The organism is Aurantibacter aestuarii, from assembly GCF_003008425.1.
Lineage (GTDB): Bacteria > Bacteroidota > Bacteroidia > Flavobacteriales > Flavobacteriaceae > Aurantibacter > Aurantibacter aestuarii.
In genome coordinates, this window is sequence record NZ_PXOQ01000007.1 from 1059530 (window position 1) to 1084889 (window position 25360).

Consider the following 25360-nt stretch of genomic DNA (forward strand, 5'->3'; position numbering starts at 1 on the left):
GATAAAAATATATCGTATGAATTGAAACTAATAAAATACTTATTGAAAGTAATATTGTTCTTTTTTTTCCAATTTTAGTTAATTCGTTCATTATTTGGTTTAATTATGGCTAACGGTCTCGTATAAGAATAGTTGCGGGTTTACGTGCGAGGATTTTCCGTAGGGAAATCAGACGTAGTAAACTTGCAACTACCATTGGTTAAGCCCAAAATTGAGCAATTATTTTTATACATTGTTGTGCAACGTTTTTTTCATTCGTTCTATTCTTTTTTCGGCTTCCTCAATTGAGATTCCATTTTCTAAATCCGAAATTATATCGTGTTCAATTCTGTGAACAGATATTTCAGGTCTCATTCCGCCACTTCGTGTATTCACATTTACGTGAAGTCCTAAAGTACTTTCTTTATAGTCTGGAATTTCATTACTAATCATTCCAAAATATGTTTTTCCGTCAATATTATTTTTAAATTCAGACTTGTATTCGTTAAAACTCTTTTCACTTAAAGAAACCCAAATTCCGTAATCCAAATCTTCGTAAATATCATTAACTGGAATAGTCAAAGTTGTTCTTATAAATCTATCAGTTTGATCTTCGTGAGTTATTACACAAAAATCACTAGATAATTCAGCAATCTCTTTTTTGTCTTTTTCGTTTAAAGTATCGTAATAAAATGGGGATATAAATCCGAGTGCAGGTAATTCATCGTGTATTTCTCCACAAGTCGAACATTTAAACTCGGTTGTTTTTAGTTTTTTCTTAAAAAGGTCAAAAATTCCCATATTTCAATTCAGTTCGATGTTTTTTTCAAATGTTGCACAACTCGTTATATTATAACTTTTACTATCGATATCCCGTAAATAAGTCAGGATATCGTAAGATTTGAGTTACTGTTATCCCGTAAATATAATTTAATTATTTTTATCAATTCGGACTTTATTTGTTCTGTTCTCTAAAACATAAAAAGTCTCAAAATATATTATATTTTGAGACTTTTTAACTGCTAACTTGCTAATATTACAAACTTTCAATAAACTCCATAAACACGTCTTTATGACGCTGTAAATCTAAATTTGGAGAAAGAGAAGCTCTTACAATATAATCTTTATCGCCTTCTTTTGTGGTGCCTTGTGTTGAGGTAGCTGGAATGGTCCAGTAACAACCTTTAAGTTGCCCGTAACTTACACAAAACTTGCTTTCGTCTGGAATATTTGTAATCATTAAATTAATGAGTTTTAAATTTAATGCACGTTTATAGGCTTCACGTTCTTCATGCGTATCGCCTTTTGTTGGTAAGTCTAAAGAAAAAACGGAAGGCGTAAAACCTTGTTGGGCTAATGCTTCAGAAACAAAATTAATTTTTGCTTCAGGTAAGTTGCGTTGTATAAAACTAACAAAATCTCTGGTGTTTACATAAGCATCGTCTATACGTTTTAACATAGACGGTAAATGTTCTGCCAGCATTTTGTATTGAAAAGCGGTAGCTTCATTATCGCATAGCGTTAAATGAAATTTAATAGGTTCAAGTAACGCTTTTGTTTTTTCACTTCCGGTACAATATCCCGCAGTACAGGTTCCTCCACTTGGGAATTTTGAGCCACTTGCATAAGAAATGGTTTTAATATCTGAAAGTATGGCGTTTTGCCCTAAAAAGTTAACATTAGGACAAAAGGTTTGGTCTAATATAAAAACAGGTTCTGTTGCTTTTTCCCCTTTAGAAGTCAAACGTGGTTTACTCAAAGCTTCTTTTAAATGCTCTAAATTAGGTACTTCAACTCGTGGGTTGGTTGGTATCTCAGCAATAATAAAAGGTACAGCATTTTCTTTAGCTATGTTATCTAATACAGAATTAACGCTACTAACCATATCATTGTTACCATCAACCGGTAAATCTACAATCTCTACAAACTCTAAACAAGCGGCTACACGTCTTGCTTGGTCGTTTGTCCCGCCATAACAGTTTGGAGGAACAATAAATTTAATGGCTTGTCCTTTGTGATGTTTTAAAGCATAATCGACTAAGCCCATCATGATGGCATATTGTATAGATAATCCGCTAGAACCTACTAAAGGCGTTAAATTGCTATGGGTAATGGTTTTAATTTCTTCCAGAACAAACGCTTTATGTTTTTCAACCGCATCATCTTCAAATGAAATTGAAGATTCTTCAACAAAAGATTCTAACGCTTTTAATGTATTATGAGGTGTCATCGCAACGGTTTCACGACGTCTTACGTGTTGTATATCCGAAACATATGAAGTCTCTACAGTTTTATTGATAACTAAAATACTACCAAGCGGTCCATAAGTTGTTAAATGGAAATCTGCTTTCACAGAACTGAATTGTACTTTCGATTTGTTTGAAATATAAATAACCGAACCATTAAATGGTTTGATGTCTTCTACAGTATTTACTTTTTGAGTTTCAAAACGATAGTTGTAAACAGATTTTAAAACTTCTTCATTAAAACTTTCCGGAAGCTCACTTGAGTAACATATTAAAGTATTGGTATTTTTTAAAGTGTTGGTTCTTAAAATAGCCAGAACAGGCATAGTTTGAGAGCCAAAACTAATCACGTTTTGAGTGGGTACATCTAAATGTTTTGCAATGCCCCATTCTAATATTGAAGATAACGGGTGCCCCAAACGTATATAATCGTATGCAGTTGGAAGTTGATTTAAGGCTTCTGTTGTTGAAGTACCTTTTTTGTAAAGCAACTCAAACTGGTCTAAAAACTCTGTTTTTGCAAGACGTTCATCATAAATATCTAACCTGTGTGTGGTTAAACTTAACCAGTCGCTAGGTCTGTTTTTTAAAACGTCTTTAAGATATGTTGCTATATTTATGTCTTGCATGAGAGTTTGTTTTTTATGACTTGCAAGGTACATTAATTCGTTTTTTCTTGAAAGTAATGTGCTGTTAGGATATTGCTAAAGTTTTAAGAATTTAATGACTTTATGGACTTCTTCTTTTTATAAGTTCTCCCATACCACAATAAAGTCCCGGTTACTGGAAGACTTGCTACAAGTAAACTGGCTAAGAAGGCTATAATTTTACCTGCAATACCACCAATTGCACCTATATGAATATCATAATTCATGCGCTGTATTTTGTCTGCTATTTTAGCATTTTTATACTTCCCATAAATACTAGGTGTTTCAATCTCTTCTAAAGTGTTCTGGTCAAAAAATCGAAAATCTGAATCGTAATATAACCCTTCACTATTAGAGACTTCTACATAAATACTTTCATCTTTGGTTTTAGGATAATGTAATTCAAAAGACTTTGCTTCTGGGTTTTCTTTAAACAATTTCACAATTAAAAAATCCATAGGTAGAGTCGATTTGTCTAAAGTAACGTCGGTTATATTATCCGGAATTATAAAACGGGCTTCTTTTTCGCCTCCTGTAGACTTATACACCACATATTTTAGCCAATTATAGGACATCATAGAACCTGTAAATGCTAAAATTAAAGCCAAAAAACATACATAAAACCCTACTACGGTATGCAAATCGAAATTTTTTCTTTTCCAACGGGTAGATTTTTTCCAATCGAATTTAAGTCGCTGTTTTAGGTTTTTACGCTTTTTGGGTAACCAAAGAATAAAACCTGAAATAATTATAAGTATAAACATAAGAATTGAAACACCAACAACTTGTTCTCCAATTTCTTTTGGAAGCCACAAGCGTATATGTCCTTTTAAAATGAAAGCAAAAAACCCTGAGAAATGATTGTCAATTTGTATAACTTCACCGGAATATGGATTTAAAAACACACTTTGATAAAATTCTGGATCTGCATCATAAAAAATAACTTCAACTGCATGTCCTTCTTTTTTAAATAAAGTGCCATGAATGGTTTGGTCTGGAAACACATTTTGAGCAATTTGTTTAGCCTGAGTAGGAGTTAAAATAGGATCGCTTTTTGGACTAACCGTTTCATAGTCGTCATATAGACTTTCAATTTCATCTCTAAATGCCCAACAACATCCTGTAATTGCTACAATAAATACAACTATTCCTGTTAGTAAGCCTACTATTTTATGGATTTGAAAAATAATTTTTTTACTGGTCATTTTATGTAATGTATAAAAAAGAGCAACCTTGTATAAAGCTGCTCTTTAACTTGGACTGTTTAAAATTGATATGAAACGTTAGCAAATAAAGCTCTTGGCATTTGAGGATTTATGGTTGTCCAGCCTTTATAATACTCTTTGTTAAATGCATTATTTAACTTTAAGCCTATTCTATATTTATCAGCTTGATAGAAAACGGAAGCATTTGCTATAGTGTAGCTGGGTAAAATAAATTCGCCAGTAGATGTGTAATTAATAGCAAATCGTTCGCTTGCACCATTAATACCAAATCCAAGACCAAATCCATCTAAACTACCTTCTTGAAACTCATAGTTTGCCCAGAAATTATAAGTGTTTTTTGGTCCAGCTTCAAGAGGTCTTTTATTTAATATTTCGTTATTGTCAGACTTTGTGGTTTCGCTGTCATTAGTACTAAAACCAGCTCTAATATTTAAGCCGTTTACTGGGTTTGCACTTAATTCAATTTCAAAACCTTTACTTACAACTTCTCCACCTTGAATTTTATTAAATGGAGAGGCAGGATCTGTAATTACTCTGTCCTTAACTTTAATATTGTAATAACTTAAGGTTGCATTTAATCGGTTATTAAATAAATTTGTTTTTACACCAAACTCTAATTGATTAGCTTGTTCAGGATCAAAAGTTTGTAAAGTCTGCGGTCCATTATCGGGATTACCTACAAGCTGTGGAGATACATTAGTAAATCCATTCTGATAATTTCCAAAAATAGATAGCTGATTTAAAATAGGCTGGAATACAATTCCAAATTTCGGAGATAAGGTGGTCTGGTTATAATCATCCTCAGTGTCTGTTACATCTCCTTCATTATCAAAATGATCTAAACGTAACCCGACCATAGCAGAAAGCTTATCAGTAAAATTTATTACATCTGAAGCATATAAACTATATATGTGAGATTTAGATTTTGTATTTCCCACACCTTGCGTTTCTAAAACAGCATCTACTCCAGAGGTAGAAAGAGGAAATGTATCGGTTTCTACAGCAGGGGTAAACGGATTGTCTCCATTGGCACCTCCACTTGGAGTAATATTTCCATAAAACGCATAACCTGTGCTGTTATTAGTTTGTGTTTCATTAAAATAGTCTAAACCAATAACCACTCTGTTTCTTAAAGAGGCTATTTTAAAATCTCCTATAAAGTTTTGCTGAATATCTGTGGTTTGTGTATTTGCATTTTGTTTGTTAATAAAGCGTGTAAAGGTGTTGTTTCCCAATAAGCCATAATCAAATAAATAAGAGTAATATCCTTTTGTAGAAGTTGAACTTTTAGAAAGTAGGGTTTGGGACTTCCAAGTGTCGGACCATTTGTAATCCATTTCAACTCTATAGTTTTGTGTAGGATTTAATAGGCTTAAATCGTTACTGGTGAAAGATAATTTATTATTATAACCTAGTTCCTCCAGATTAGCTGCTTCTGTTGGAGCACTTCTGTTTAAGAATAAAAATGTTGGGTTGGTTTGCTCTGCCTTAGTAATTTCTCCATAGAAAGAAAATGAAAGTTTATTGTTTACTTTGTAAGATAAAGACGGTGCTACAAAAAACGATTTTCTAAATCCTGCATCCTGAAAACTTTGTTCTGTAGTGTAAGCTGTATTTAATCTGAAATAAATATTATCCTCTTTGCTTAAAGCTGTGTTGAAATCGCCAACCATTTGATTAAATCCATAAGTTCCAGAGGTAAACGATAATTCTCCACCTGTCCCAACATAGGGTTTTTTAGTAACTACGTTTATAAGTCCCCCATAGGAGCTTACGGCATTGCCAAATAATGTTGCAGATGGTCCTTTTAAGACTTCAATACGTTCAATATTAGCTGGGTTAATTGTTCCGTTAGTTAATCCAGGTAAACCATTAACCAATTGCGGCTGCACAGAAAACCCACGAAGCGCAAAATAACCGGCACCATCACCACCACGTCCAGTAGACGTCCATAATTGCTCTACACCTGTAGCGTTTTTTAAGGCATCATCAAAGTTAGTAACCATTTGAGATTTTAAAAGCTCGTTGGTAACCGTGCTATATACCTGAGTGTTTTCGATATCTTTTAACGGTAGTTTTGCTACATAAGCAGTGGTTTTTCTGGAAAACTTATTACGACGATTGCTTTCTACAGTTACTTCGTTTAAAATTTCATTTCCTTCATAAAGAACGATGTCTATAAGATTTAGCTTAGAGTTAGTTTCTATGGAAAACGGGATTTCTTTCGTTTTAAATCCCAAATAGGACACAGATAATATATAGTCACCTTGGTCTAATCGTGATAGTTCAAAAAAACCATTTTCGTTAGTTTGCGTGCCTTTTGATTTAGTTTTTAAATAAACGTTAACCCCAAAAAGCGGTTTTAGATTGTGGTCTGTAACAGTGCCAGTTATAGTGGCATTCTGAGAAATAATTGATTGTGAAAATATTAATACAATGAGGAAAGAAAATAAATGTTTCATTTGTTTTTATTTAGACTTAATATAAATAGTTTGTTTTCGGCAAAAATATATGCCTAATTTGTATTGACCAAATTATTTATAATAAATCTAAATAAGGTTTTTTTAAAGTGTTGGTTATCTATATTTTAAGAGATAACTTTTTAAATAAAAATAGTTTTCGTGGTGATATATTAACAATAAACTACCACTCATTAATACGATTTGAGTCTAATTTTATAAAAATAAAGACCAAAATGGTAAAGCCCCAAAGTCCAGAACCACCATAACTAAATAGAGGTAAAGGGATACCTATAGTTGGTATTAAGCCCATAACCATACCAATGTTAATAAGAAAATGAAAGAATAAAATAGAAGCCACAGCGTAACCATAAATACGACTAAAGCTGTTTTTTTGCTTTTCTGCCAGAAATAGAATACGCAGCATAAGTAATACAAAAACAATAACTACAGCAGTGCTCCCCAAAAATCCCCATTCTTCCCCAACGGTACTAAAAATATAATCGGTATGCTGTTCTGGAACAAAATTACCTGTGGTTCGTGTACCTTCTAAAAAGCCTTTTCCAGAGAAGCCTCCACTACTAATAGCTTTTTCAGATTCATTAAGGTTGTAGGCTTCAAGCTTTTTCATGCGCTCCAGCTTTTCTGGATCTTTTTCTAGGCTTAACCAAATGGTAATACGATCTTTTTGGTGAGGTGGTAATAACTCGTTAAAAGTATAATTGACAGCAAAAGCAATGCCCACATAAATTAGACTTATTCCTAAAATTTTAGCAATCTTATTTCTGTTTTTTTTCTTACCATTCATAAAAAATTTAGCAGCTATAATAAGTACAGCAGAAAGCCCAGCTGCAATAACACCAAACTTTAAAGAAATAATGGCTACTATAATAAGTAAGAAAACGCTATGCAAATAGTTTTGTGGCAAACCTTCACGATACAACACAAATGCAAAAGATCCGTAAACTAATGCACTTCCGGCATCTTTTTGTAATACAATTAAAAGTGCTGGAATAACTAATATAAGTACCAGATTAAATTGATGTTTTAAATGTTTAATGTCGGTATTTAAGTCGCTTATATATTTAGCAATTGCCAGAGCAGTTGCAGCTTTAGCAAATTCGCTGGGTTGTAAAGTCATACCGCCAATACCATACCATGAAGTAGCTCCATTTACGTTTTTTCCAAATATAAATAGCCCTACAAGAGAGAGCATAGAAATGACGTAAATGATACTAGAAAAACGCTCATAGAACTTACTTTCTAACGAGAGGAGAAGTATAATTAGGACTACAGATAATACAATGAAGACTAATTGTTTCGTATAGGGTTTGCTGAAATCTGTCCAATCTAGAGCCTCACCGCCTTGAGAAGCTGAAGCAATATTAAAAAGTCCAAAAAGCATGAGTGCAACAAATAGAATGATAGTCGCCCAGTCAAATTTATAATATCTGTCTGTAGCTCTATTCATCTTCTCTTAAAGCTTTAATTTTGTCAATAACCGCTTGGTCTTTTTCTATAATTTGAAATTGAGACTGCCTGTTTATACCGAAAGGTTCGTTTGAATAAGGTTTTTCGTATTCGTTTTCCAGACTATGGGTTAAAATCCAATCTTCAAAATCTGTTCTAGATACTTTACCATTTAGATACTGCTCAATCATTAAAGTTGCAATTTTACCGGCAAAACGACTTCCGAAATAACCATTTTCAACAAAAACAGCAATAGCAATTTTAGGATTATCTTTTGGTGCAAATGCTACAAAAATGGAGTGGTCTGTTAATTGTGTTTTAACTCCGTTAATTTTCACAAAATTTTCTGCGGTACCTGTTTTACCACAAATATCAATACCTTCAGCACCTAAATATTTTGCAGTACCTTTATTAAACACGTCATACATTCCTTCAATTATAGGCTCAAAATGTTCCTTGTCTATAGTAGTGTATTTTGGTGTGGTGTAATTTTTATCAATGTCTTCACCTTCAATTTTTTTAATAATATGAGGTGTGAAATAATAACCTCTGTTGGCAATAGCAGCTACCATATTAGCTAATTGTATTGGCGTAGCCTCAACTTCACCTTGTCCAATTGCATTAGAGATGTTATATGTTGCAGACCAGCGTCCTTTACCATACCATTTGTCGTAAAAATCGCCATCTGGGATACGACCCGGCCGACCAATATTTAAATCGTATCCTAAATAACCGCCCAACCCAAAACTTTTAATATGATCACTCCATATTTCGGTGCTTTCGTAAGCACTTTTTTTACTTTCTATAATACGCTTGTAAACATTTGCAAAATAGGCATTACAAGATTCATAAATACCAATATTCATATTTACAGGATTGACATGACTATGGCAACCTGTAAGTTTTCGACTTCCATAATAATACCCCATTCTACAAATAAAACGGTCTTCTGTAGTCACAACGCCTTCTTGTAAGCCAACTAGTGCATTTAAAATTTTAAATGGAGAGCCTGGTGCATATTGTGCTAATAAACCTCTATCATACAAAGGTTTTGCGATACTGTCATTATATAATTTTGTAAAATTCTTACTACGTTGTCTACCTACCAATGCATTAGGATTGTAAGATGGTGCAGAAACCATAGTTAAAATTTCTCCGGTACTAGGCTCTATTGCAATTATACCACCACGCTTGTTTTGCATTAATAACTCTCCATATTCTTGAAGTTTGGAATCAATGGTAATGGCTATATCTTTTCCAGGGATTGGTAAGGAATCAAAACTCCCATTTTTATATGGGCCAATATTTCGGTTGAAGCGATCTTTCTGAATAAATTTAATGCCTTTTTTACCTCTTAAAATATGTTCATAAGACACTTCCACACCTTGTCTTCCTATTAAATCACCTTGCCTGTAATAATCATCCCGAGTAATGTCACGCTCATTAACTTCTCCAATGTCGCCCAATACATTCGCGCCAATAGTGGTTTCATATTGTCTTAAAGAACGCTGCTGAATAAAAAAGCCTTCATATTTACGCATTTTTTCTTGAAGATAAGCGTAATCTTCTTTAGACAATTGAGAGACTAAAACAGATGGTAAACGTGGAGAATATATTTTGGCTTTTAAAAAACGTTTGTTTAAGGTTTCCTTATCAATTTTTAATAGATTACAAAACTCTAAAGTATCGAATGGTTTTACTTCTCTTGGAATTAACATCACGTCATATGTGGGCTGGTTGGACACTAAAAGTGTTCCATGCCTATCAAACACAAAACCACGTTTAGGGTACTCATAAACCTTACGGATAGCGTTATCATCTAAAATGGACGTTTCATGATCTGAATAAACCTGAAGATAAAATAAACGACCAATAAAGATAAAACCTACTAAAATAATTATAAGTGCAAGTAAGATTTTTCTCATTATTTTTTACTGGAGCTAAATATGGTTGTTATTAATAAAATAAGAATTATTGTGAAAATCCCTGAGAATAACGTGAGTTTTAGACTGGTTAGTATATGGCTCATGTTAAATACTTCTAAATTGAAAACGACAAAATGATGAGTAAATACTAAAAGTGAAACATAGGTTAAGCGTCTTAAAAACTCAATATTATTAAACTTTATGGAGTAGACTTCATTTAAAGCTCCAAAACTAAATTTGCTTATAACGGGTCTTATGTAAGCAATAAATACGGAAGCAGCTGCGTGGATTCCACCTGTATCACTAAACATATCTACGCTTAAGCCTAATAAAAAAGCAATAAAAATAAATAGATTTCTATTGTTTCTTAGTGGATAGAGTACAATAAAAATAATGTATGGATAAGGATTAATAAAGCCTAAAAAATTGACATAATTAAAAATAGTCACCTGAAAAAGCACTAGTAAAATAAATCTCAAAGGATGTTTTATAAGACTATTGGTCATTCGAGTTGTTTAGTAAATTTTCAATTTGCGTTTTGTCTTTATTATCTATTATATATACATGATCTAAGCTAGTCATATCGTTAAATAGTTCTACTTCTACAGTATAAAAATTTTCAGCTTGATCTAATTGATAAGATTTTACTTTACCAATTAAAATATCACTTGGAAATATAGCTGATCGCCCTGAAGTGACTATGGTATCTCCTTTCTTTATTTGAGCAATTTTAGGTATTTCGGTAAGTTGAACAAATTTAGGTGATTTTGTATTCCAACTAATAGTACCAAAATGATTAGATTTTTTAAGTTTTGCACTAATTAAGGTATTCGTATTTAAAATAGAAAGTACGGTTGTGTATTTAGAATTGAATCGGTCTGTGATTCCTACCACACCTTTAGGTGAAACTACTGCTAAATCTTGTTTTATATGGTGTTGTCTGCCTTTATTTATAAGTAAAACGTTGTTATTTAAAGCATAATCATTTTTAATTACTAAAGCAGGAATAGTTTTGTAATTTGTTTTTGTAGTAGTATCTACAGCTAAATTAGTTTTAATATTATTGTTGTAAACTAGGTCTCTGAGTCTGTTATTTTCAGCCTGTAATTTTAAGTTTTCTTCTTTTAAATCAAAATATGTATTGATATCATTTACGGTGCTGTAAACTCCGCCAGATAAAAAATTGGCGGAATTAATGTAGCGACTTTTATGAAATGAATGAGATTGTATCGTAAAAACTATTGCCAAACTAAACAACAATAAAAACAGTAAGAAGGTTTTATTTCTTAAAAAGAAGTTTATTATTTGTTGCATGGTTTAGTTAGCTATTTTATCAATACATTTTTAAATTTAGCTAAGTTTTTAAGGGTGATACCTGTGCCACGTACTACTGCTCTTAACGGATCTTCTGCAATATATACTGGTAAATCTGTTTTTTGAGATAAACGTTTGTCAAGACCTCTTAACATTGAGCCTCCACCTGCTAAATAAATTCCAGTATTATAAATGTCCGCAGCTAGTTCTGGTGGAGTTTGTGATAAAGTCTCCATGACAGAATCTTCAATACGTAAAATAGACTTGTCTAGTGCTTTAGCAATTTCTCTATAGGAAATTTGCACTTGTTTAGGTTTACCAGTAAGTAAATCTCTACCTTGAACATCCATGTCGTCTGGCGGTAAATCTAAATCTTCTGTTGCGGCACCAATTTGAATTTTAATTTTTTCGGCTGTACTTTCTCCTACATATAAATTATGCTGTGTACGCATATAATAAATTATATCATTGGTAAACACATCTCCTGCAACTTTAACCGACTTGTCGCAAACGATACCACCTAAGGCTATTACAGCAATTTCAGTTGTTCCACCACCTATATCAACAATCATGTTACCTTTAGGTTGCATAATATCTACCCCAATACCAATTGCAGCAGCCATAGGTTCATGAATTAAAAATACTTCTTTACCGTTAACACGTTCACAAGATTCTTTAACCGCACGCATTTCTACCTCTGTAATTCCAGAAGGAATACAAACCACCATACGTAACGTAGGAGAAAACATTTTCTTTTTTAGTGCAGGGATTCCTTTTATAAAACGGCTTATCATTTGTTCCGAAGCATCAAAATCGGCGATAACCCCATCTTTTAAAGGACGAATAGTCTTAATATTTTCATGGGTTTTACCTTGCATTAAGTTGGCTTCGCGTCCGACAGCAATAATTTTTCCTGTAATACGATCTCTTGCAACAATAGAAGGAGCATCAACAACAACTTTGTCGTTATGAATAATTAATGTGTTCGCGGTACCTAAATCGATTGCGATTTCTTCCGTTAGGAAATCAAAAAAGCCCATTTTTTTTGAGGAATTATTGGTGTTAATAAAAAGTGTTGTAAAAGTAGCAAAAGTTAAGGTATTTAATTCATTTTATTTGGTTTGAAATAAAAAAAAATCAGTTTAAGATTAAATTAAACTGATTTTTATATTATTTATTCTATTTATTTTAAAATAAAATTGCATTAATGTTTGAAATGACGTGTACCTGTCATTACCATTGCCACATTATTTTCGTTACAATAATCGATACTTAATTGGTCTTTTATAGAGCCTCCAGGTTGAATAACTGATGTGATTCCCGCATTTTTTGCGATCTCTACACAGTCCGGAAATGGAAAAAACGCGTCACTAGCCATAGCTGCTCCATTTAAATCGAAATTAAAAGACTGTGCTTTATGAATAGCTTGGTTTAAAGCATCTACACGACTGGTTTGTCCTGTTCCAGAAGCACAAAGTTGTTTGTTTTTAGCTAAGATAATGGTGTTAGATTTAGTATGCTTACTTAATTTAGACGCAAATAATAAATCTTCAATTTGCGCATCTGTTGGAGCAGTCGTTGTTGCTGTTTTTAAATCTGCTTTAGCATCTGTAATAAAATCTTTATCTTGTACTAAATAGCCGTTTAAACAAGTTCTAACTGTGGTTTGGGCAAACGCAACATCATTTAAAACCAGTAAAATTCTGTTTTTCTTTTCCTGTAATAAATCTTGAGCTTCTTTTGAGAATGAAGGTGCTATAACCACCTCACAAAACAATGTGTGAATTTTTTCAGCTGTTTTTAAATCTATTTCTGTATTGGCAATTAAGACACCACCAAAAGCAGAAACAGGATCTCCAGCTAATGCATCTACATAAGCCTGGTGAATTGTATCTCTTTGTGCCAAACCACAAGCGTTGTTGTGTTTTAAGATAGCAAAGGTTGGTGCTTCGCCTTTAAATTCGTTTATTAAATTTACTGCCGCATCGACGTCTAATAAGTTATTGTAACTTAATTCTTTACCATGAAGCTTTGTAAATACCGCGTCAAAATCGCCATAGAAAAATCCTTTTTGATGAGGGTTTTCCCCATATCTTAACGTTTTGCCATTATTCTCACTTAATTTTAAAGCAGTAATTGTATGGTCGCTATTAAAAAAATTGAAGATAGCCGTGTCATAATGCGAAGAAGTATTAAACGCTTTAGCAGCAAATGCTTTGCGGTCTTCCTCGGTTAATAAACCTCTTTTATTTGTAATTAAATCTAAAAACTGTTGGTAGTCGTCTACAGAAGAAACACATAAAACGTCTGCAAAGTTTTTTGCAGCAGCACGAATTAATGAAATGCCTCCAATGTCAATTTTCTCAATAATATCTTGATGTGAGGCTCCAGAAGCTACTGTTTTTTCAAATGGATATAAATCTACAATCACCACATCTATTTGTGGGATATCAAATTCTTTCATTTCCTTAACATCGCCATCATGGTTTTGTCTGTTTAGAATACCACCAAATACTTTTGGGTGAAGTGTTTTAACGCGACCACCTAAAATTGAGGGATACGATGTGACATCTTCAACAGGTACGACTTTTATACCTAAATCGGTTATAAATTTTTCAGTTCCGCCAGTAGAATAAATAGTAACGCCTTGTGCGTCTAATTCTTTAACAATAGGCTCTAATCCGTCTTTAGAAAAAACAGATATTAATGCAGATTTAATTTGTTTTGGGTTGCTCATTATAGTTGTGTTAATAAGCATGCAAATTTACACAAAGTAGATGTAAAATGAGCTTTTTTTTTAATTAAATCCTATCAAATAAAAAAGAGGTTTCATTGTAGTGAATGAAACCTCTTTAAATTAGATAACTTATAGGTTTAGAGAATGGTAGCCACTTGTGCACAAACAAACTCTAGAAAATCTTCGTCTTCTTTTGTAAAAGGATTTATAGTATTAGAGTCAATATCGATTTGCCCGATATTTTCACCATTAACAAAAATAGGAATAACTATTTCTGCTTTAACGGTAATACTACAGGCTATATAATTGTCTTGTGCTTTGACATCTGGTACTACAAAATTAGCATTACTTTCGGCTACCTGTCCGCAAATTCCTTTTCCAAAAGGGATAATCGTATGGTCTGTTGGTTCGCCTACGTATGGTCCTAACTTTAATTCATTTTTGTCTCCATTTTTAAAATAGAAGCCAACCCAATTGTAATAATCTACATTACGTTCTAATACTTCGCAAATTAATTTAAGCTTAGAATCTTTATCTGTATCTGGCTGATTTATAATTTTTTCAACCTCTGGTTTTAAGTCTTGTAATAGCATTGTCTGTTTTTTTTGCAAAACTAATTTAAAAAGATGTAATTTTAAGGACTTAAACAAAAATTGTTTGGCATCATTACTTAAAGAATATCGCCCTGTTTTAAAATTTATAGCTACGTTTTTAGGAGTTTATTTCCTTTTTACTTTGGCCTATAAGTTTTATTTAGACTTTTCTGATGGTAGTTTGTATTACCCAGATTATTTTTCGAACCTAGTAGGGCAACAAACCGTTAAGTTACTTGAAGTGTTTGGTTATGACGCTAGCTTGATAAAAAGTCATGAACCTGTTTTAAATCTGGTAATTAATAATAAAAATCTAGCGTTTATAAGTGAAGGTTGTAATGGGATTTCTATCATTATATTATTTGCGTCTTTTATTATTTCATTTTCAAAAGACTTTAAAACCACGTTTATTTACATTATCTCAGGTAGTGTTTTAATTTATATTGCTAATCTCATAAGAATTGTAATTATTGCAATTGCACTTTATCATTATCCTTGGCGTGAAGAGATTTTGCATAACGTAATTTTTCCGGGATTAATTTATAGTATGGTGTTTGTGTTATGGATGTTTTGGGTGTATCGATTTAATAAAACAAAATCGTAAAGAGATGAAAGTTAAATACCTTTGGATTACACTGCTCTTTATATTCTTATTGTTAATAAGACTTTTTGAAGATGTCTTGTTTTATGACCCATATCTTGTTTTTTTTAAAAGTGATTTTTTAACGTTGGATTCACCAAGACGAGAAATTGCAAAATTAATAAGCTTTACGGCTTTAAGATATTGGTTAAATAGTATGATATCAATTGCAATTTTATATGCTTTTTTTAAAGATAAAAATCTGGTTAGATTTTCTATTTACCTTTATAGCATCGCGTTTATAATTCTTAGTGGTTTGTATTTGTATTTTGTTTACAATCCAAGACAAGAAGATTATTACATTTTCTTCAATATCCGTCGATTTTTAATCCAGCCACTATTGTTATTGCTATTATTACCGGCTTTTTATTACAATCGTTTAAACGTTAAAAAATCTTTATAATTTAAAGTGTCGTTTAAAATTTTGTAACTTTGCACTTCATGATTAAATTAGTATTACATAAAATAATTTCTTTAACTTTTATAGTTTTAGTCCTTTTTTCTACAGCGTCTTTAACTGTGGAAAAACATTTTTGTGGAGATAATTTAATCGATTTATCATTGTTTTTTTCTACTGAAAAATGTGGTGGAGATGTGCAACAATCTTCTGAAGATCATGAGGTTTTAGAAAAATCCTGCTGTAAAGATGTTGTTGAGTTAATTTCTACTCAAAATCAACTAGATACAAATTCAAAAAACGACTTTTCTCAATTTCAAAAGCAATTTGCAGCAGTATTTGTTTATACGTATGCAGGACTTTTTGAAGAGAAAGCGTCCACCCAAAACTCTTTTTTAAATTATAATGCGCCCAGGCTAGTCTACGACCTAAATATTCTGGAGCAGGTTTTCCTGATTTGATAATTAAATAGTTAATTCAAATTCCATTTTGGAACTTTTTTTAAACGTTTAATTAGTATATAAAATCATGAATAAAATCTTTTTAAATTCAGGTTTTACCTGGATTATTACAATGTTATTAGTGCCTTGCACTTTACTTGCTCAAGATACGATATCCGGAAAAATTATTGAGAACACAGAAAATGCTTTGCCTTTACCAGGAGCAAATGTGTATTGGTTAGATACGAATGTTGGAGCGGTGACTAATTTTGACGGTGAGTTTGAGCTATCTTATAAGCCCGAGTATAATAAGCTTATTATAAGCTTTGTAGGTTATACGTCAGATACTATAGAGGTAACTTCGCCTAAGTATATAGAACACAAATTAAGTCCTTCTAGCAATCTGGATGAGGTTACTTTAGAAGCTAGGAAAAAGTCTTCAAGCTTATCGTATGTCACACCACAAAATACAACGTTTGTGAGTAGCGATGAGTTGTTAAAAGCAGCTTGTTGTAATCTCTCCGAGAGTTTTGAAACTAATCCTTCTATTGATGTTAATTTTGCCGATGCGGTCTCAGGAACCAAGCAAATAAAAATGCTGGGTTTGACTAGTCCATATATCCTAATTGCTACAGAAAATATACCAACCGTTCGTGGCGCTTCTCAATCTTATGGGATGAGTTTTATTCCTGGTACTTGGGTAGAAAGTATTCAAATTACCAAAGGTGCGGGAAGTGTAGTGAATGGCTATGAAAGTATTGCTGGTCAAATTAATGCAGAATTGGTAAAACCAAAAACCGATAATGCACTTTTTGTAAACTTATTTGCTGCGGCTAGTGAGCGTGTGGAACTAAATACTCATATTAATACAGATTTAAATGAAAAATGGAGTACAGGTTTATATCTGCATGGAAACATCCACCAACAAAAACACGATAGAAATAATGATGGGTTTTTGGATATGCCACTTTATAAGCAATACAATATCATGAATAGATGGCAATATCTGGATTCTGAAAAAGGATGGGTGGGGTTTTTAAATTTGAATTATTTACAGGACGAAAAACAATCAGGACAAGTTAATTTTAATCCCGATACAGATAAGCTAACCACCAATTTTTGGGGAAGTGAAATTTTTACAAACCGATTTCAAGCATCTTCTAAAATTGGATATGTAGATCCTGAAATCCCATGGCGAAGTGTAGGGTTTCAAAACGCGTTTAGTTACCATAAACAAGACTCTTATTATGGATTAAATGTATATAACATTACACAAAATAGTTGGTACTCAAATTTAATTTACAATAGTATTATTTCAGATTCGAGACATAAGATAAAAACAGGATTAAATTATACCTTCGATTCGTACAAAGAAGATGTTGGCACAACTAATTTTAGTAGAACTGAATACGATTTAGGTGCTTTTTTTGAGTATGCTTTCGATAACCTTGAAGCCCTAACATTAACCGCAGGATTACGTGTAGATTATAATAATTTGCTGGGTACTTTTATAACACCTCGCTTTCATGCCAGATATACACCTTGGGAAAAATCTGCATTACGTGTGTCTTTTGGAAGAGGTAAGCGAAGTGCTAATATTTTTGCAGAAAATCAAAATATATTTTCTACAAACAGAACCATTTCTATAGAAAATACTGGAGGGAATATTTATGGATTAGACCCTGAGATTGCTTGGAACTATGGAGTTTCGTTTTTACAAGGCTTTAATTTATTTAACCGTAAAGGAGATGTTGCAGTCGATTTTTATAGAACCAATTTTACAAATCAGGTTGTTGTAGATTACGAAAATCCTCAAGCCATACAATTTTATAATCTAGATGGAGAAAGTGTTGCGAATAGTTTTCAAATAGAAACCTCTTACAATCCGTTTACGCATTTTAATATGAAACTGGCTTATAAAAATTATAAAGTCACTACCGACTATAAATCAGGAAACTTTCAAAAGCCATTAACCCCAGAACATCGGTTTTTTGCAAATGTTTCTTATGAATTGTATTCAGAAGAAAAACCAACTGCACCTTGGAAATTTGATGCGACATATAATTGGTTAGGAAAACAACGTTTTTCTAATACAAGCTCTAATCCACCAGAATTTCAGCTAGGAGAATTTTCTAAAACTGTGGGAACGTTAAATGCACAAATAACAAAAGTGTTTAATAATTCGTTTGAAGTGTATGTAGGTGGAGAAAACATCACTAATGTAAGACAAAATAATCCTATATTAGGGGCAGAAAATCCTTTTGGGACGTATTTTGATACTGGGTTTGTTTATGGTCCAGTATTTGGTAGTAATTATTACGCAGGATTAAGATATAAAATCCCTTCAAAAAACAACTAATTTTTAATTTATATATAATGAAAAAAATCTTATTTATACTGGCACTAGTAACTTCTATAGGTAGTTTTGCTCAAAATAAAAACGCAAAAGCTACTTTAGAGGTAGATGGCATTTGTAATATGTGTAAGGACCGTATTGAAAAAGGCGCACTAAAAACTAAAGGTGTAAAAAGCGCTATTTGGAATCTAGAAACTAAAAAATTAAGTGTTATCTTTAATGAAGAGAAAACTTCTGTCGATACTATTTCTAAAAAAGTTGCAGCTGTAGGACATGATACAAAAATAGTAAAAGCTACTGATGAAGCTTATGCTTCAGTTCACCCATGTTGCAGATATAGAGACCAAGAAGTTATAGATGAACATTAATTTAAAACGTTTAATTATGAAAAAAACAGGTTTAATACTGCTAGCCTTAAGTTTAGGAGTTATGTTTGGTTGTAAAACCGACAACAACAATAAAAAAGATGAAGTTACAGTAATGAATGAAGTGACCGAAGAGGTGTCTGATGATGTCGAGTTAAATGATGTCGCTATTGTTGAAGCTACATTTGGAGTGCGTGGTAATTGTGGGATGTGTAAAAACACTATAGAAAAAGCGGCTAAAAGTGTTGAAGGCGTGAAGACAGCCAACTGGGATATGGATAAAAAGATGATTACTGTTAAGTTTGATAATGATGAAACAAATACAGACGATATTCAAAAATCTATAGCAGCTTCTGGGTATGATACTTCAGATTTTAAAGGCGATGATAAGGCGTACGCAAGCAATGCCAAATGTTGTCAATACGACAGGACTATGGAGATTAATTAATTTATTAAAGTTTTATATTGTTAAAAAACCTAAACCTGTGTTTAGGTTTTTTTGTTTCTTTACCAAAAATCAAAAAAAATGAAATTATTTACACTAGCCGTACTTTTATCTTGTTTTAGTCTAACTGCACAAAACGATTATATATTAGAAGTGGACGGAAAAACGTATGAGGTGGCTTTAGATGCACCTCAAAAACTAACTATTAACGGCAAACAGGTAAATATATCTGTTAAAAAAAAGGATACCTTACTGTTTAATAATCCTTATTTTAGTTTTAAGCATTTAAAAAAACACGACATCTCAAATACCAATTTAGATGAAGGTATTCAACAGTTTATGATGATGACTGCTGCAGGTTCTGGAGTTATTATACAAACTTATAACGATATGGATCCTGCTATGTTAAAGGAATTAATGTTAAATGAAATGACCAAAGAAAGTATAGGTTATGGGTATTCTGTTAAACGAGAGGATTATACCCGTACATTGTCTAATGGTTTAGAAATGAAAGTTTTAAAGGCTGTATTGGAATATAAAGGCGAAGTAGAAACCTACGAAGTTGCAACTTATTCCAAAAAAGATGAAGGATTTTTAATAGTTACCATGAATACGGTGGACGACTTTGATGTGGAAGGAAAAGACATGATTAAATTAGTGTGGAATACTTTAGTGACCAATTAAAAACTAATCATCTTAAATAGATTACAACAAAAAACGCCAAACATTAAGTTTGGCGTTTTGCTTTTATATTAAGATTGATTTTTACATCATTCCTGGCATTCCTCCGCCCATAGGAGGCATTCCTCCACCTGCAGATTCTTCCTTAATGTCTATTAAAGCACATTCTGTAGTTAAAATCATTCCTGCAACCGATGCTGCATTTTCTAATGCAATACGAGTTACTTTCTTAGGATCGATAATACCAGCTTTTAACATATCTACGTAGGTTTCAGATTTGGCGTCATAACCAAAGTCTTTTTTACCTTCTGTAACTTTATTTATAACCACACTACCTTCGCCACCAGCATTTTCTACTATAGTACGTAATGGAGCTTCTACAGCTTTTGCAATAATTTGTACACCAGTTGTTTCGTCTAAATTAACTGTGCTTAATTTTTCTAAAACTTTTTTAGCACGAACTAGCGCCACACCACCACCAGCAACAATACCTTCTTCTACAGCCGCTCTGGTTGCGTGTAAAGCATCGTCTACACGATCTTTTTTCTCTTTCATTTCAACTTCACTAGCAGCACCCACATAAAGTACAGCAACACCACCAGCTAATTTAGCTAAGCGCTCCTGTAATTTTTCCTTATCATAGTCACTAGTCGTAGTTTCTATTTGAGATTTAATTTGATTGATACGGTTTTTAATTAAACCCTTGTCTCCAGAACCATTTACAACTGTAGTGTTATCTTTATCTATAGATACGCGCTCGGCAGTTCCTAACATGTCAATTGTTGCGTTTTCTAAAGTGAAACCTCTTTCTTCAGAAATAACGGTACCACCAGTTAAAATTGCAATATCTTCTAACATAGCCTTACGTCTGTCTCCAAATCCTGGCGCTTTAACAGCGGCAATTTTTAATGATCCACGTAATTTATTTACAACTAAAGTTGCTAATGCTTCACCATCAACATCTTCAGCAATAATTAATAATGGTTTTCCAGACTGTGCTACGGGTTCTAATACCGGTAGTAAATCCTTCATTGTCGATACTTTTTTATCGAATAATAAGATGTAAGGGTTTTCTAATTCCGTTACCATTTTCTCACTATCGGTTACAAAGTAAGGCGATAAATAACCTCTGTCAAACTGCATACCTTCAACCACATCTACATAAGTATCTGTTCCTTTAGCTTCTTCAACAGTAATAACACCTTCTTTTCCAACTTTTCCAAATGCGTTTGCAATTAAATCTCCAATAACGTCATCGTTATTAGCAGAGATTGATGCGACTTGCTTAATCATTTCAGAAGAGTTCCCTACTTTTTTAGTTTGCTTTTCTAAATCTGCAACAATAGCTTCTACTGCTTTATCAATCCCACGTTTTAAATCCATTGGGTTTGCACCCGCAGCTACGTTTTTTAAGCCTTCTTTTACAATAGCTTGAGCTAAAACAGTTGCTGTGGTTGTTCCGTCTCCAGCTAAATCGTTGGTTTTAGAAGCAACTTCTTTAACCATTTGAGCTCCCATATTTTCTAATGGGTTTTCTAACTCAATTTCTTTTGCTACAGAAACACCATCTTTAGTTACGGTTGGTGCTCCAAAGCTTTTACTAATAATTACATTACGACCTTTTGGTCCTAAGGTTACTTTTACTGCATTTGCTAATGCATCTACACCACGTTTTAATCCGTCGCGAGCTTCAATATCAAATTTTATATCTTTTGCCATGTTTTTTTACTTTGCTTTCAGCCTTTAGCAATTCGCTTTAGGCTAAAATGATTAATTAAATTTTAATAAGAGCTAAAGGCAAATGGCCAATAGCTAAAAGCTATTTATATTATAGCCATAATATCATCTTCACGCATCATTAAGTACGTGTTACCATCTAATTTTAATTCTGAACCAGCATATTGACCGTAAAGAACTTTATCGCCTACTTTTACAGTTAATGGTTCGTCTTTCTTACCGTTACCAATAGCGATAACAGTACCTTTTAATTGTTTTTCTTGTGCGCTATCTGGAATATATAATCCTGAAGCGGTTTTTGTCTCAGCAGGCATAGGTTCTACCAAAACTCTATCTGCTAGAGGTGTAATGTTAACTTTACTCATTGTTTTAATATTTTATGGTTAATAAACAATTTAATTTGTTTAGGTAATTAATGACTAAAAATGTGCCATGAAGCTTACACTGACAAACTTTCAGAAACAAAAAATGCCAACTTAAAGCTGGCATTTTTATTTATAATTTTAAAAAGATTTTACTCTTCGGTATTTTCTGTGTTTTCTGCAGGTGTAGTTGCTGGTGTTGGAGCTGGAGTAGAAGGTAACTCAATATTTTCTCCTTCTAAAGCTTTAGATTCTGTAGCGACTCTTCCGCCGTCAATAGCAACATTAGATAATAAAATTAAAGCTAATAATACGGTTGCTAACGTCCATGTACTTTTATCTAAAAAGTCCGTGGTCTTTTTTACACCACCTAATTGTTGTGTACCACCGCCACCAAAAGATGAAGATAATCCGCCACCTTTAGGGTTTTGTACCATAATTACTACGATTAATAGAAATGCAACGACTACTATTAAAACTAAAAATATTGCAAATGTATTCATTATTAATTATTATTTTTTTCTTGTATTTGTTTAACTGCTTTAATTTGGTCAGCAAAGAAACCACTTTTTTCTGGATATTTCAAACTTAAAATGTTGTAAGATTGAATGGCTTTCTTATAATTTTTTTGCTCCACATAAATTCGTGCTAAAGTCTCTGTCATAAGTTCTTCTCGCGGAATCATTTGTGCTTTAGCTAGATTTACAGTGTTTTCGGCATTTTTTTTAGGTTCTAGCTTGTGATTTTTTGCAATAAAAGCTTCTATTAATTTGTTTTTTTTGGCTATGCTGCGCTCAATTCTGGAAGGTTTTTTCTCAGGCAAACCTTGAGTTTCTTCCACCTTATTTTTAGTAATACGTTTTATAGGTTCTGCTTTAGAAAGGCTTAACCACTCGCTAAAGGAATGTGTTTCGTTTTTATCAAACTCTAAAGGGCTGCCAATTTTTAGTTTAGCTTCGGCGTCTTTTGGCTCGTTGCTAGAAGAATTGTTATCTATACTTTCAATTGAAGAAAGCTCTTGTTTTGTTGTGTTGTCCTCTAGTGTTTTATCAGACTTTTCTTCAAATAAATCTGAATTTAAAACAGCTTTCGATGCAGTCAAATGGTTTAAAAACTCCGTTTCATCTGTTTTAGTTTTTGCTGAAACATCTTCAAAATCTACAGTAATATCATGCAGTCGTAAGTTGTTTAACTTGATGTTTTCAGAAATACTATTTTGGTTAAATTCTTTAGTCGTTATAAAATCAAAAAGAACACTTCTGTCAGAGGTGTAAGCAGCAGTTACTTTTAGATTATGGTTATATTTAAAACTATTACTCAACTTTAAAGCTTTTAAATAAAGCGCTCGTGCCGATTGAAAATAAGGGTAATCGTCAATAATTTGTTTTAAATCAACGACATGCTCTTCTAAGAGTCTATTAGGGTTTTGTAATATGTAATGAAAAGTTTCGCTGTTCATATTACCAGTCTGCTAAAGAGGCATTAAAAATATCTTGGGTTAAACGTTCAAAAATTTCTTCAAAAGCGGTGTCTTTTTGAGCGCCAACTAATTGGCCGGTTCCTGCATAATCATAAAAGAAAGAAAAGTTTTTTTCAAAATCTGCATCTTCCTTTTTAGTATTAATGAAATTAACCTTAACCGAAATGGTTAATCTGTTTTGAGCAGCGGTACTATTGGCTTGCGCAGTTGTTGGTGATATACGGTATTCTGTAATTTCACCTTCATAAATTAAATCGCCACCAGAATTTACTAAACTTAAATTAGTTTGATTTTGAATAAGATCTTGTAATGCCAAAGTGAAATCTCTATCTAAACCAGGCTCTACAAGTAGTGCATTATTTTGAAAATAATTAACCTGAAATGTTTTTGCGTTACCAACATCTGCCCCAGTAAAAGAGTAGGCGCCACAACCAAGGACAGTTATGGATGTTAGTATTAAAAATATATATTTTAATTGTTTCATATATGAAGGTGTTTGGAAACACACATTTTTGATTTGCTTAAAGCTAAAATTACAAGTCAAACTGTTTTATTTTACGATATAATGTACGCTCGCTTATGCCTAATTCTTCAGCAGCAAGCTTTCTTTTGCCGTTATGCCTTTCTAAAGATTTTTTTATTAATTCCAGTTCTTTATCATGTAAAGATAAGGTTTCTTCTTCTTCAATTTCTTCAGCAAAATGATATTTGTCTTCTTTTGCTTTTTCGGCTGTTGTTTTTTCAGGAATAGATAAAACCTCTAAAGTGTCTTTGGATAAATCTTCGTACTCATATTCAGCTTGAGAATTTTCATCATCTTCACCATAAATTTTTTGTATTAAACTCTCATTATCTTTTTGAATATCCTTGGAGCTGCCATTTTTCATTAACTCCATGGTTAGCTTCTTTAGATCATTTAAATCGGCTTTCATGTCAAATAAAACCTTATACAGAATTTCGCGTTCACTGCTAAAATCACTTTCAGATTTAGATTTGTTTATAACAGCAGGTAAGTTAGAGCCTCCAGAAGGTAAATATTCACTTAATTTTTGAGCGGTAATTTGTCTGTTTTCCTCTAATACCGAAATTTGTTCGGCAACATTACGTAACTGTCTAATGTTACCATTAAAACGGTAATTTTGCAACATTTTAACAGCCTCGTCATCTAATTTAACGGTTGGCATTTTATATTTTAATGCAAAATCGCTTGCAAATTTTCTAAATAAAATATGTATGTCTTCCTTACGTTCTCGTAATGGTGGTAAATTAATTTCTATAGTGCTTAAACGATAGTACAAGTCTTCTCTAAACTTTTCTTTTTTAATGGCTTCAAACATGTTAACGTTTGTAGCAGCTACAATACGAACGTTTGTTTTTTGTACTTTGCTGGAACCTACTTTAATAAATTCACCATTTTCCAAAACACGTAATAAACGTACTTGTGTGGTTAGTGGTAATTCGCCTACTTCATCTAAAAAAATAGTACCACCATCTGCCACTTCAAAATAACCTTCTCGGGTTGCGGTAGCACCTGTAAAAGCCCCTTTTTCATGCCCGAAAAGTTCACTGTCTATAGTGCCTTCTGGTATGGCTCCACAGTTTACAGCAATATATTTGCCGTGTTTTCTGTGCGACAAGGAGTGTATAATTTTAGGAATACTTTCTTTACCAACACCACTTTCTCCTGTAACCAATACAGAAATGTCTGTAGGAGAAACCTGAATCGCTTTTTCTATAGCACGGTTTAGTCCTGTGCTATTCCCTATAATACCAAAACGTTGCTTAGTTGCTTGTATAGATTCCATATGTTTTTTAATTCTGAAGTCAAAACTTATAAAAGTTCTAACTATTTATTATTAAT

Annotated in this window: 24 protein-coding genes; 7 read left to right on the forward strand and 17 right to left on the reverse strand. The window is 32.6% G+C overall.

The genetic code is table 11. From position 1 onward, the window contains the following. Positions 1-225: 225 nt before the first annotated feature. From C7H52_RS05910 to C7H52_RS05960, 11 genes are all read right to left on the reverse strand, one after another. Positions 226-780: a DUF2199 domain-containing protein gene (locus C7H52_RS05910; RefSeq protein WP_106462949.1), complete on the reverse strand. Its 555-nt coding sequence runs from the start codon at positions 778-780 to the stop codon at positions 226-228. Between the two features lie 235 nt (positions 781-1015). Beyond that, on the reverse strand, positions 1016-2854 hold the full coding sequence (locus C7H52_RS05915) for a PLP-dependent aminotransferase family protein (RefSeq protein WP_106462950.1): 1839 nt from the start codon (positions 2852-2854) through the stop codon (positions 1016-1018). 83 nt (positions 2855-2937) lie between these two features. After that, the gene (locus tag C7H52_RS05920; RefSeq protein ID WP_106462951.1) at positions 2938-4077 is read right to left on the reverse strand and encodes a PepSY-associated TM helix domain-containing protein; all 1140 of its coding nucleotides are present in this window, start codon (positions 4075-4077) and stop codon (positions 2938-2940) included. A gap of 59 nt (positions 4078-4136) precedes the next feature. Continuing rightward, entirely contained in the window at positions 4137-6560 is a 2424-nt protein-coding gene (locus C7H52_RS05925; RefSeq protein WP_106462952.1) for a TonB-dependent receptor, read from the reverse strand. Positions 6561-6741: 181 nt separating this feature from the next. Beyond that, the gene (gene rodA / locus C7H52_RS05930; protein ID WP_106462953.1) at positions 6742-8028 is read right to left on the reverse strand and encodes a rod shape-determining protein RodA; all 1287 of its coding nucleotides are present in this window, start codon (positions 8026-8028) and stop codon (positions 6742-6744) included. Beyond that, complete coding sequence (locus C7H52_RS05935) at positions 8021-9952, reverse strand: peptidoglycan D,D-transpeptidase FtsI family protein (protein ID WP_106462954.1); 1932 nt, start codon at positions 9950-9952, stop codon at positions 8021-8023. Before C7H52_RS05935 ends, rodA begins: the two co-directional genes overlap by 8 nt. Next, positions 9952-10458, reverse strand: a complete 507-nt coding sequence (locus C7H52_RS05940) for a rod shape-determining protein MreD (RefSeq protein WP_106462955.1) — start codon at positions 10456-10458, stop codon at positions 9952-9954. Before C7H52_RS05940 ends, C7H52_RS05935 begins: the two co-directional genes overlap by 1 nt. Continuing rightward, a complete protein-coding gene (gene mreC, locus C7H52_RS05945) occupies positions 10448-11266 on the reverse strand; it encodes a rod shape-determining protein MreC (protein ID WP_106462956.1) in 819 nt (272 codons plus the stop codon). The genes C7H52_RS05940 and mreC overlap by 11 nt, the downstream gene beginning before the upstream one ends. 11 nt (positions 11267-11277) lie before the next feature. After that, a complete protein-coding gene (locus C7H52_RS05950) occupies positions 11278-12306 on the reverse strand; it encodes a rod shape-determining protein (protein WP_106462957.1) in 1029 nt (342 codons plus the stop codon). Positions 12307-12470: 164 nt separating this feature from the next. Further along, complete coding sequence (gene purH / locus C7H52_RS05955) at positions 12471-14003, reverse strand: bifunctional phosphoribosylaminoimidazolecarboxamide formyltransferase/IMP cyclohydrolase (RefSeq protein WP_106462958.1); 1533 nt, start codon at positions 14001-14003, stop codon at positions 12471-12473. 137 nt (positions 14004-14140) lie between these two features. Further along, positions 14141-14596 (reverse strand): GAF domain-containing protein, encoded by a 456-nt coding sequence (locus C7H52_RS05960; protein ID WP_106462959.1) that lies wholly within the window; start codon positions 14594-14596, stop codon positions 14141-14143. Between the two features lie 64 nt (positions 14597-14660). Here C7H52_RS05960 and xrtF point away from each other — a divergent pair, with 64 nt between their 5' ends. From xrtF to C7H52_RS05995, 7 genes are all read left to right on the forward strand, one after another. Continuing rightward, positions 14661-15200, forward strand: a complete 540-nt coding sequence (xrtF, locus tag C7H52_RS05965; RefSeq protein ID WP_106462960.1) for an exosortase family protein XrtF — start codon at positions 14661-14663, stop codon at positions 15198-15200. A 4-nt stretch (positions 15201-15204) separates the two neighbouring features. Then, a complete protein-coding gene (locus C7H52_RS05970) occupies positions 15205-15639 on the forward strand; it encodes an exosortase F system-associated membrane protein (protein ID WP_106462961.1) in 435 nt (144 codons plus the stop codon). Positions 15640-15677: 38 nt separating this feature from the next. Further along, positions 15678-16094 carry an HYC_CC_PP family protein gene (locus tag C7H52_RS05975; protein WP_106462962.1) on the forward strand — a complete coding sequence of 139 codons (417 nt, stop codon included), beginning with the start codon at positions 15678-15680 and terminating at the stop codon, positions 16092-16094. Positions 16095-16161: 67 nt separating this feature from the next. Next, entirely contained in the window at positions 16162-18432 is a 2271-nt protein-coding gene (locus C7H52_RS05980; protein WP_106462963.1) for a TonB-dependent receptor, read from the forward strand. A gap of 17 nt (positions 18433-18449) precedes the next feature. Next, on the forward strand, positions 18450-18797 hold the full coding sequence (locus C7H52_RS05985; protein ID WP_106462964.1) for a heavy-metal-associated domain-containing protein: 348 nt from the start codon (positions 18450-18452) through the stop codon (positions 18795-18797). A 16-nt stretch (positions 18798-18813) separates the two neighbouring features. Continuing rightward, the gene (locus C7H52_RS05990; RefSeq protein ID WP_245918550.1) at positions 18814-19242 is read left to right on the forward strand and encodes a heavy-metal-associated domain-containing protein; all 429 of its coding nucleotides are present in this window, start codon (positions 18814-18816) and stop codon (positions 19240-19242) included. Positions 19243-19320: 78 nt separating this feature from the next. Continuing rightward, positions 19321-19923 (forward strand): hypothetical protein, encoded by a 603-nt coding sequence (locus C7H52_RS05995; protein WP_106462965.1) that lies wholly within the window; start codon positions 19321-19323, stop codon positions 19921-19923. 81 nt (positions 19924-20004) lie between these two features. Here C7H52_RS05995 and groL read toward each other — a convergent pair whose 3' ends face one another. The 6 genes from groL to C7H52_RS06025 form a co-directional block, all read right to left on the reverse strand. Next, positions 20005-21639: a chaperonin GroEL gene (gene groL / locus C7H52_RS06000; RefSeq protein ID WP_106462966.1), complete on the reverse strand. Its 1635-nt coding sequence runs from the start codon at positions 21637-21639 to the stop codon at positions 20005-20007. 104 nt (positions 21640-21743) lie between these two features. Next, complete coding sequence (locus tag C7H52_RS06005; RefSeq protein WP_106462967.1) at positions 21744-22022, reverse strand: co-chaperone GroES; 279 nt, start codon at positions 22020-22022, stop codon at positions 21744-21746. Positions 22023-22171: 149 nt separating this feature from the next. Further along, positions 22172-22522, reverse strand: a complete 351-nt coding sequence (gene secG, locus C7H52_RS06010) for a preprotein translocase subunit SecG (protein ID WP_106462968.1) — start codon at positions 22520-22522, stop codon at positions 22172-22174. A 2-nt stretch (positions 22523-22524) separates the two neighbouring features. Beyond that, on the reverse strand, positions 22525-23478 hold the full coding sequence (locus C7H52_RS06015) for a hypothetical protein (protein WP_106462969.1): 954 nt from the start codon (positions 23476-23478) through the stop codon (positions 22525-22527). A 1-nt stretch (position 23479) separates the two neighbouring features. Continuing rightward, positions 23480-23983, reverse strand: a complete 504-nt coding sequence (locus C7H52_RS06020) for an LptE family protein (protein ID WP_106462970.1) — start codon at positions 23981-23983, stop codon at positions 23480-23482. Between the two features lie 49 nt (positions 23984-24032). Then, a complete protein-coding gene (locus C7H52_RS06025) occupies positions 24033-25304 on the reverse strand; it encodes a sigma-54 interaction domain-containing protein (protein WP_106462971.1) in 1272 nt (423 codons plus the stop codon). Between the last annotated feature and the right edge of the window lie 56 nt (positions 25305-25360).

Excerpts from the sequence above, each read along its gene's own strand:
- C7H52_RS05910 (WP_106462949.1), bottom strand. The coding sequence starts at position 780 with ATGGGAATTTTTGACCTTTTTAAGAAAAAACTAAAAACAACCGAGTTT.
- C7H52_RS05915 (WP_106462950.1), bottom strand. The coding sequence starts at position 2,854 with ATGCAAGACATAAATATAGCAACATATCTTAAAGACGTTTTAAAAAAC.
- C7H52_RS05920 (WP_106462951.1), bottom strand. The coding sequence starts at position 4,077 with ATGACCAGTAAAAAAATTATTTTTCAAATCCATAAAATAGTAGGCTTA.
- C7H52_RS05925 (WP_106462952.1), bottom strand. The coding sequence starts at position 6,560 with ATGAAACATTTATTTTCTTTCCTCATTGTATTAATATTTTCACAATCA.
- rodA (WP_106462953.1), bottom strand. The coding sequence starts at position 8,028 with ATGAATAGAGCTACAGACAGATATTATAAATTTGACTGGGCGACTATC.
- C7H52_RS05935 (WP_106462954.1), bottom strand. The coding sequence starts at position 9,952 with ATGAGAAAAATCTTACTTGCACTTATAATTATTTTAGTAGGTTTTATC.
- C7H52_RS05940 (WP_106462955.1), bottom strand. The coding sequence starts at position 10,458 with ATGACCAATAGTCTTATAAAACATCCTTTGAGATTTATTTTACTAGTG.
- mreC (WP_106462956.1), bottom strand. The coding sequence starts at position 11,266 with ATGCAACAAATAATAAACTTCTTTTTAAGAAATAAAACCTTCTTACTG.
- C7H52_RS05950 (WP_106462957.1), bottom strand. The coding sequence starts at position 12,306 with ATGGGCTTTTTTGATTTCCTAACGGAAGAAATCGCAATCGATTTAGGT.
- purH (WP_106462958.1), bottom strand. The coding sequence starts at position 14,003 with ATGAGCAACCCAAAACAAATTAAATCTGCATTAATATCTGTTTTTTCT.
- C7H52_RS05960 (WP_106462959.1), bottom strand. The coding sequence starts at position 14,596 with ATGCTATTACAAGACTTAAAACCAGAGGTTGAAAAAATTATAAATCAG.
- C7H52_RS05970 (WP_106462961.1), top strand. The coding sequence starts at position 15,205 with ATGAAAGTTAAATACCTTTGGATTACACTGCTCTTTATATTCTTATTG.
- C7H52_RS05975 (WP_106462962.1), top strand. The coding sequence starts at position 15,678 with ATGATTAAATTAGTATTACATAAAATAATTTCTTTAACTTTTATAGTT.
- C7H52_RS05980 (WP_106462963.1), top strand. The coding sequence starts at position 16,162 with ATGAATAAAATCTTTTTAAATTCAGGTTTTACCTGGATTATTACAATG.
- C7H52_RS05985 (WP_106462964.1), top strand. The coding sequence starts at position 18,450 with ATGAAAAAAATCTTATTTATACTGGCACTAGTAACTTCTATAGGTAGT.
- C7H52_RS05990 (WP_245918550.1), top strand. The coding sequence starts at position 18,814 with ATGAAAAAAACAGGTTTAATACTGCTAGCCTTAAGTTTAGGAGTTATG.
- C7H52_RS05995 (WP_106462965.1), top strand. The coding sequence starts at position 19,321 with ATGAAATTATTTACACTAGCCGTACTTTTATCTTGTTTTAGTCTAACT.
- groL (WP_106462966.1), bottom strand. The coding sequence starts at position 21,639 with ATGGCAAAAGATATAAAATTTGATATTGAAGCTCGCGACGGATTAAAA.
- C7H52_RS06005 (WP_106462967.1), bottom strand. The coding sequence starts at position 22,022 with ATGAGTAAAGTTAACATTACACCTCTAGCAGATAGAGTTTTGGTAGAA.
- secG (WP_106462968.1), bottom strand. The coding sequence starts at position 22,522 with ATGAATACATTTGCAATATTTTTAGTTTTAATAGTAGTCGTTGCATTT.
- C7H52_RS06015 (WP_106462969.1), bottom strand. The coding sequence starts at position 23,478 with ATGAACAGCGAAACTTTTCATTACATATTACAAAACCCTAATAGACTC.
- C7H52_RS06020 (WP_106462970.1), bottom strand. The coding sequence starts at position 23,983 with ATGAAACAATTAAAATATATATTTTTAATACTAACATCCATAACTGTC.
- C7H52_RS06025 (WP_106462971.1), bottom strand. The coding sequence starts at position 25,304 with ATGGAATCTATACAAGCAACTAAGCAACGTTTTGGTATTATAGGGAAT.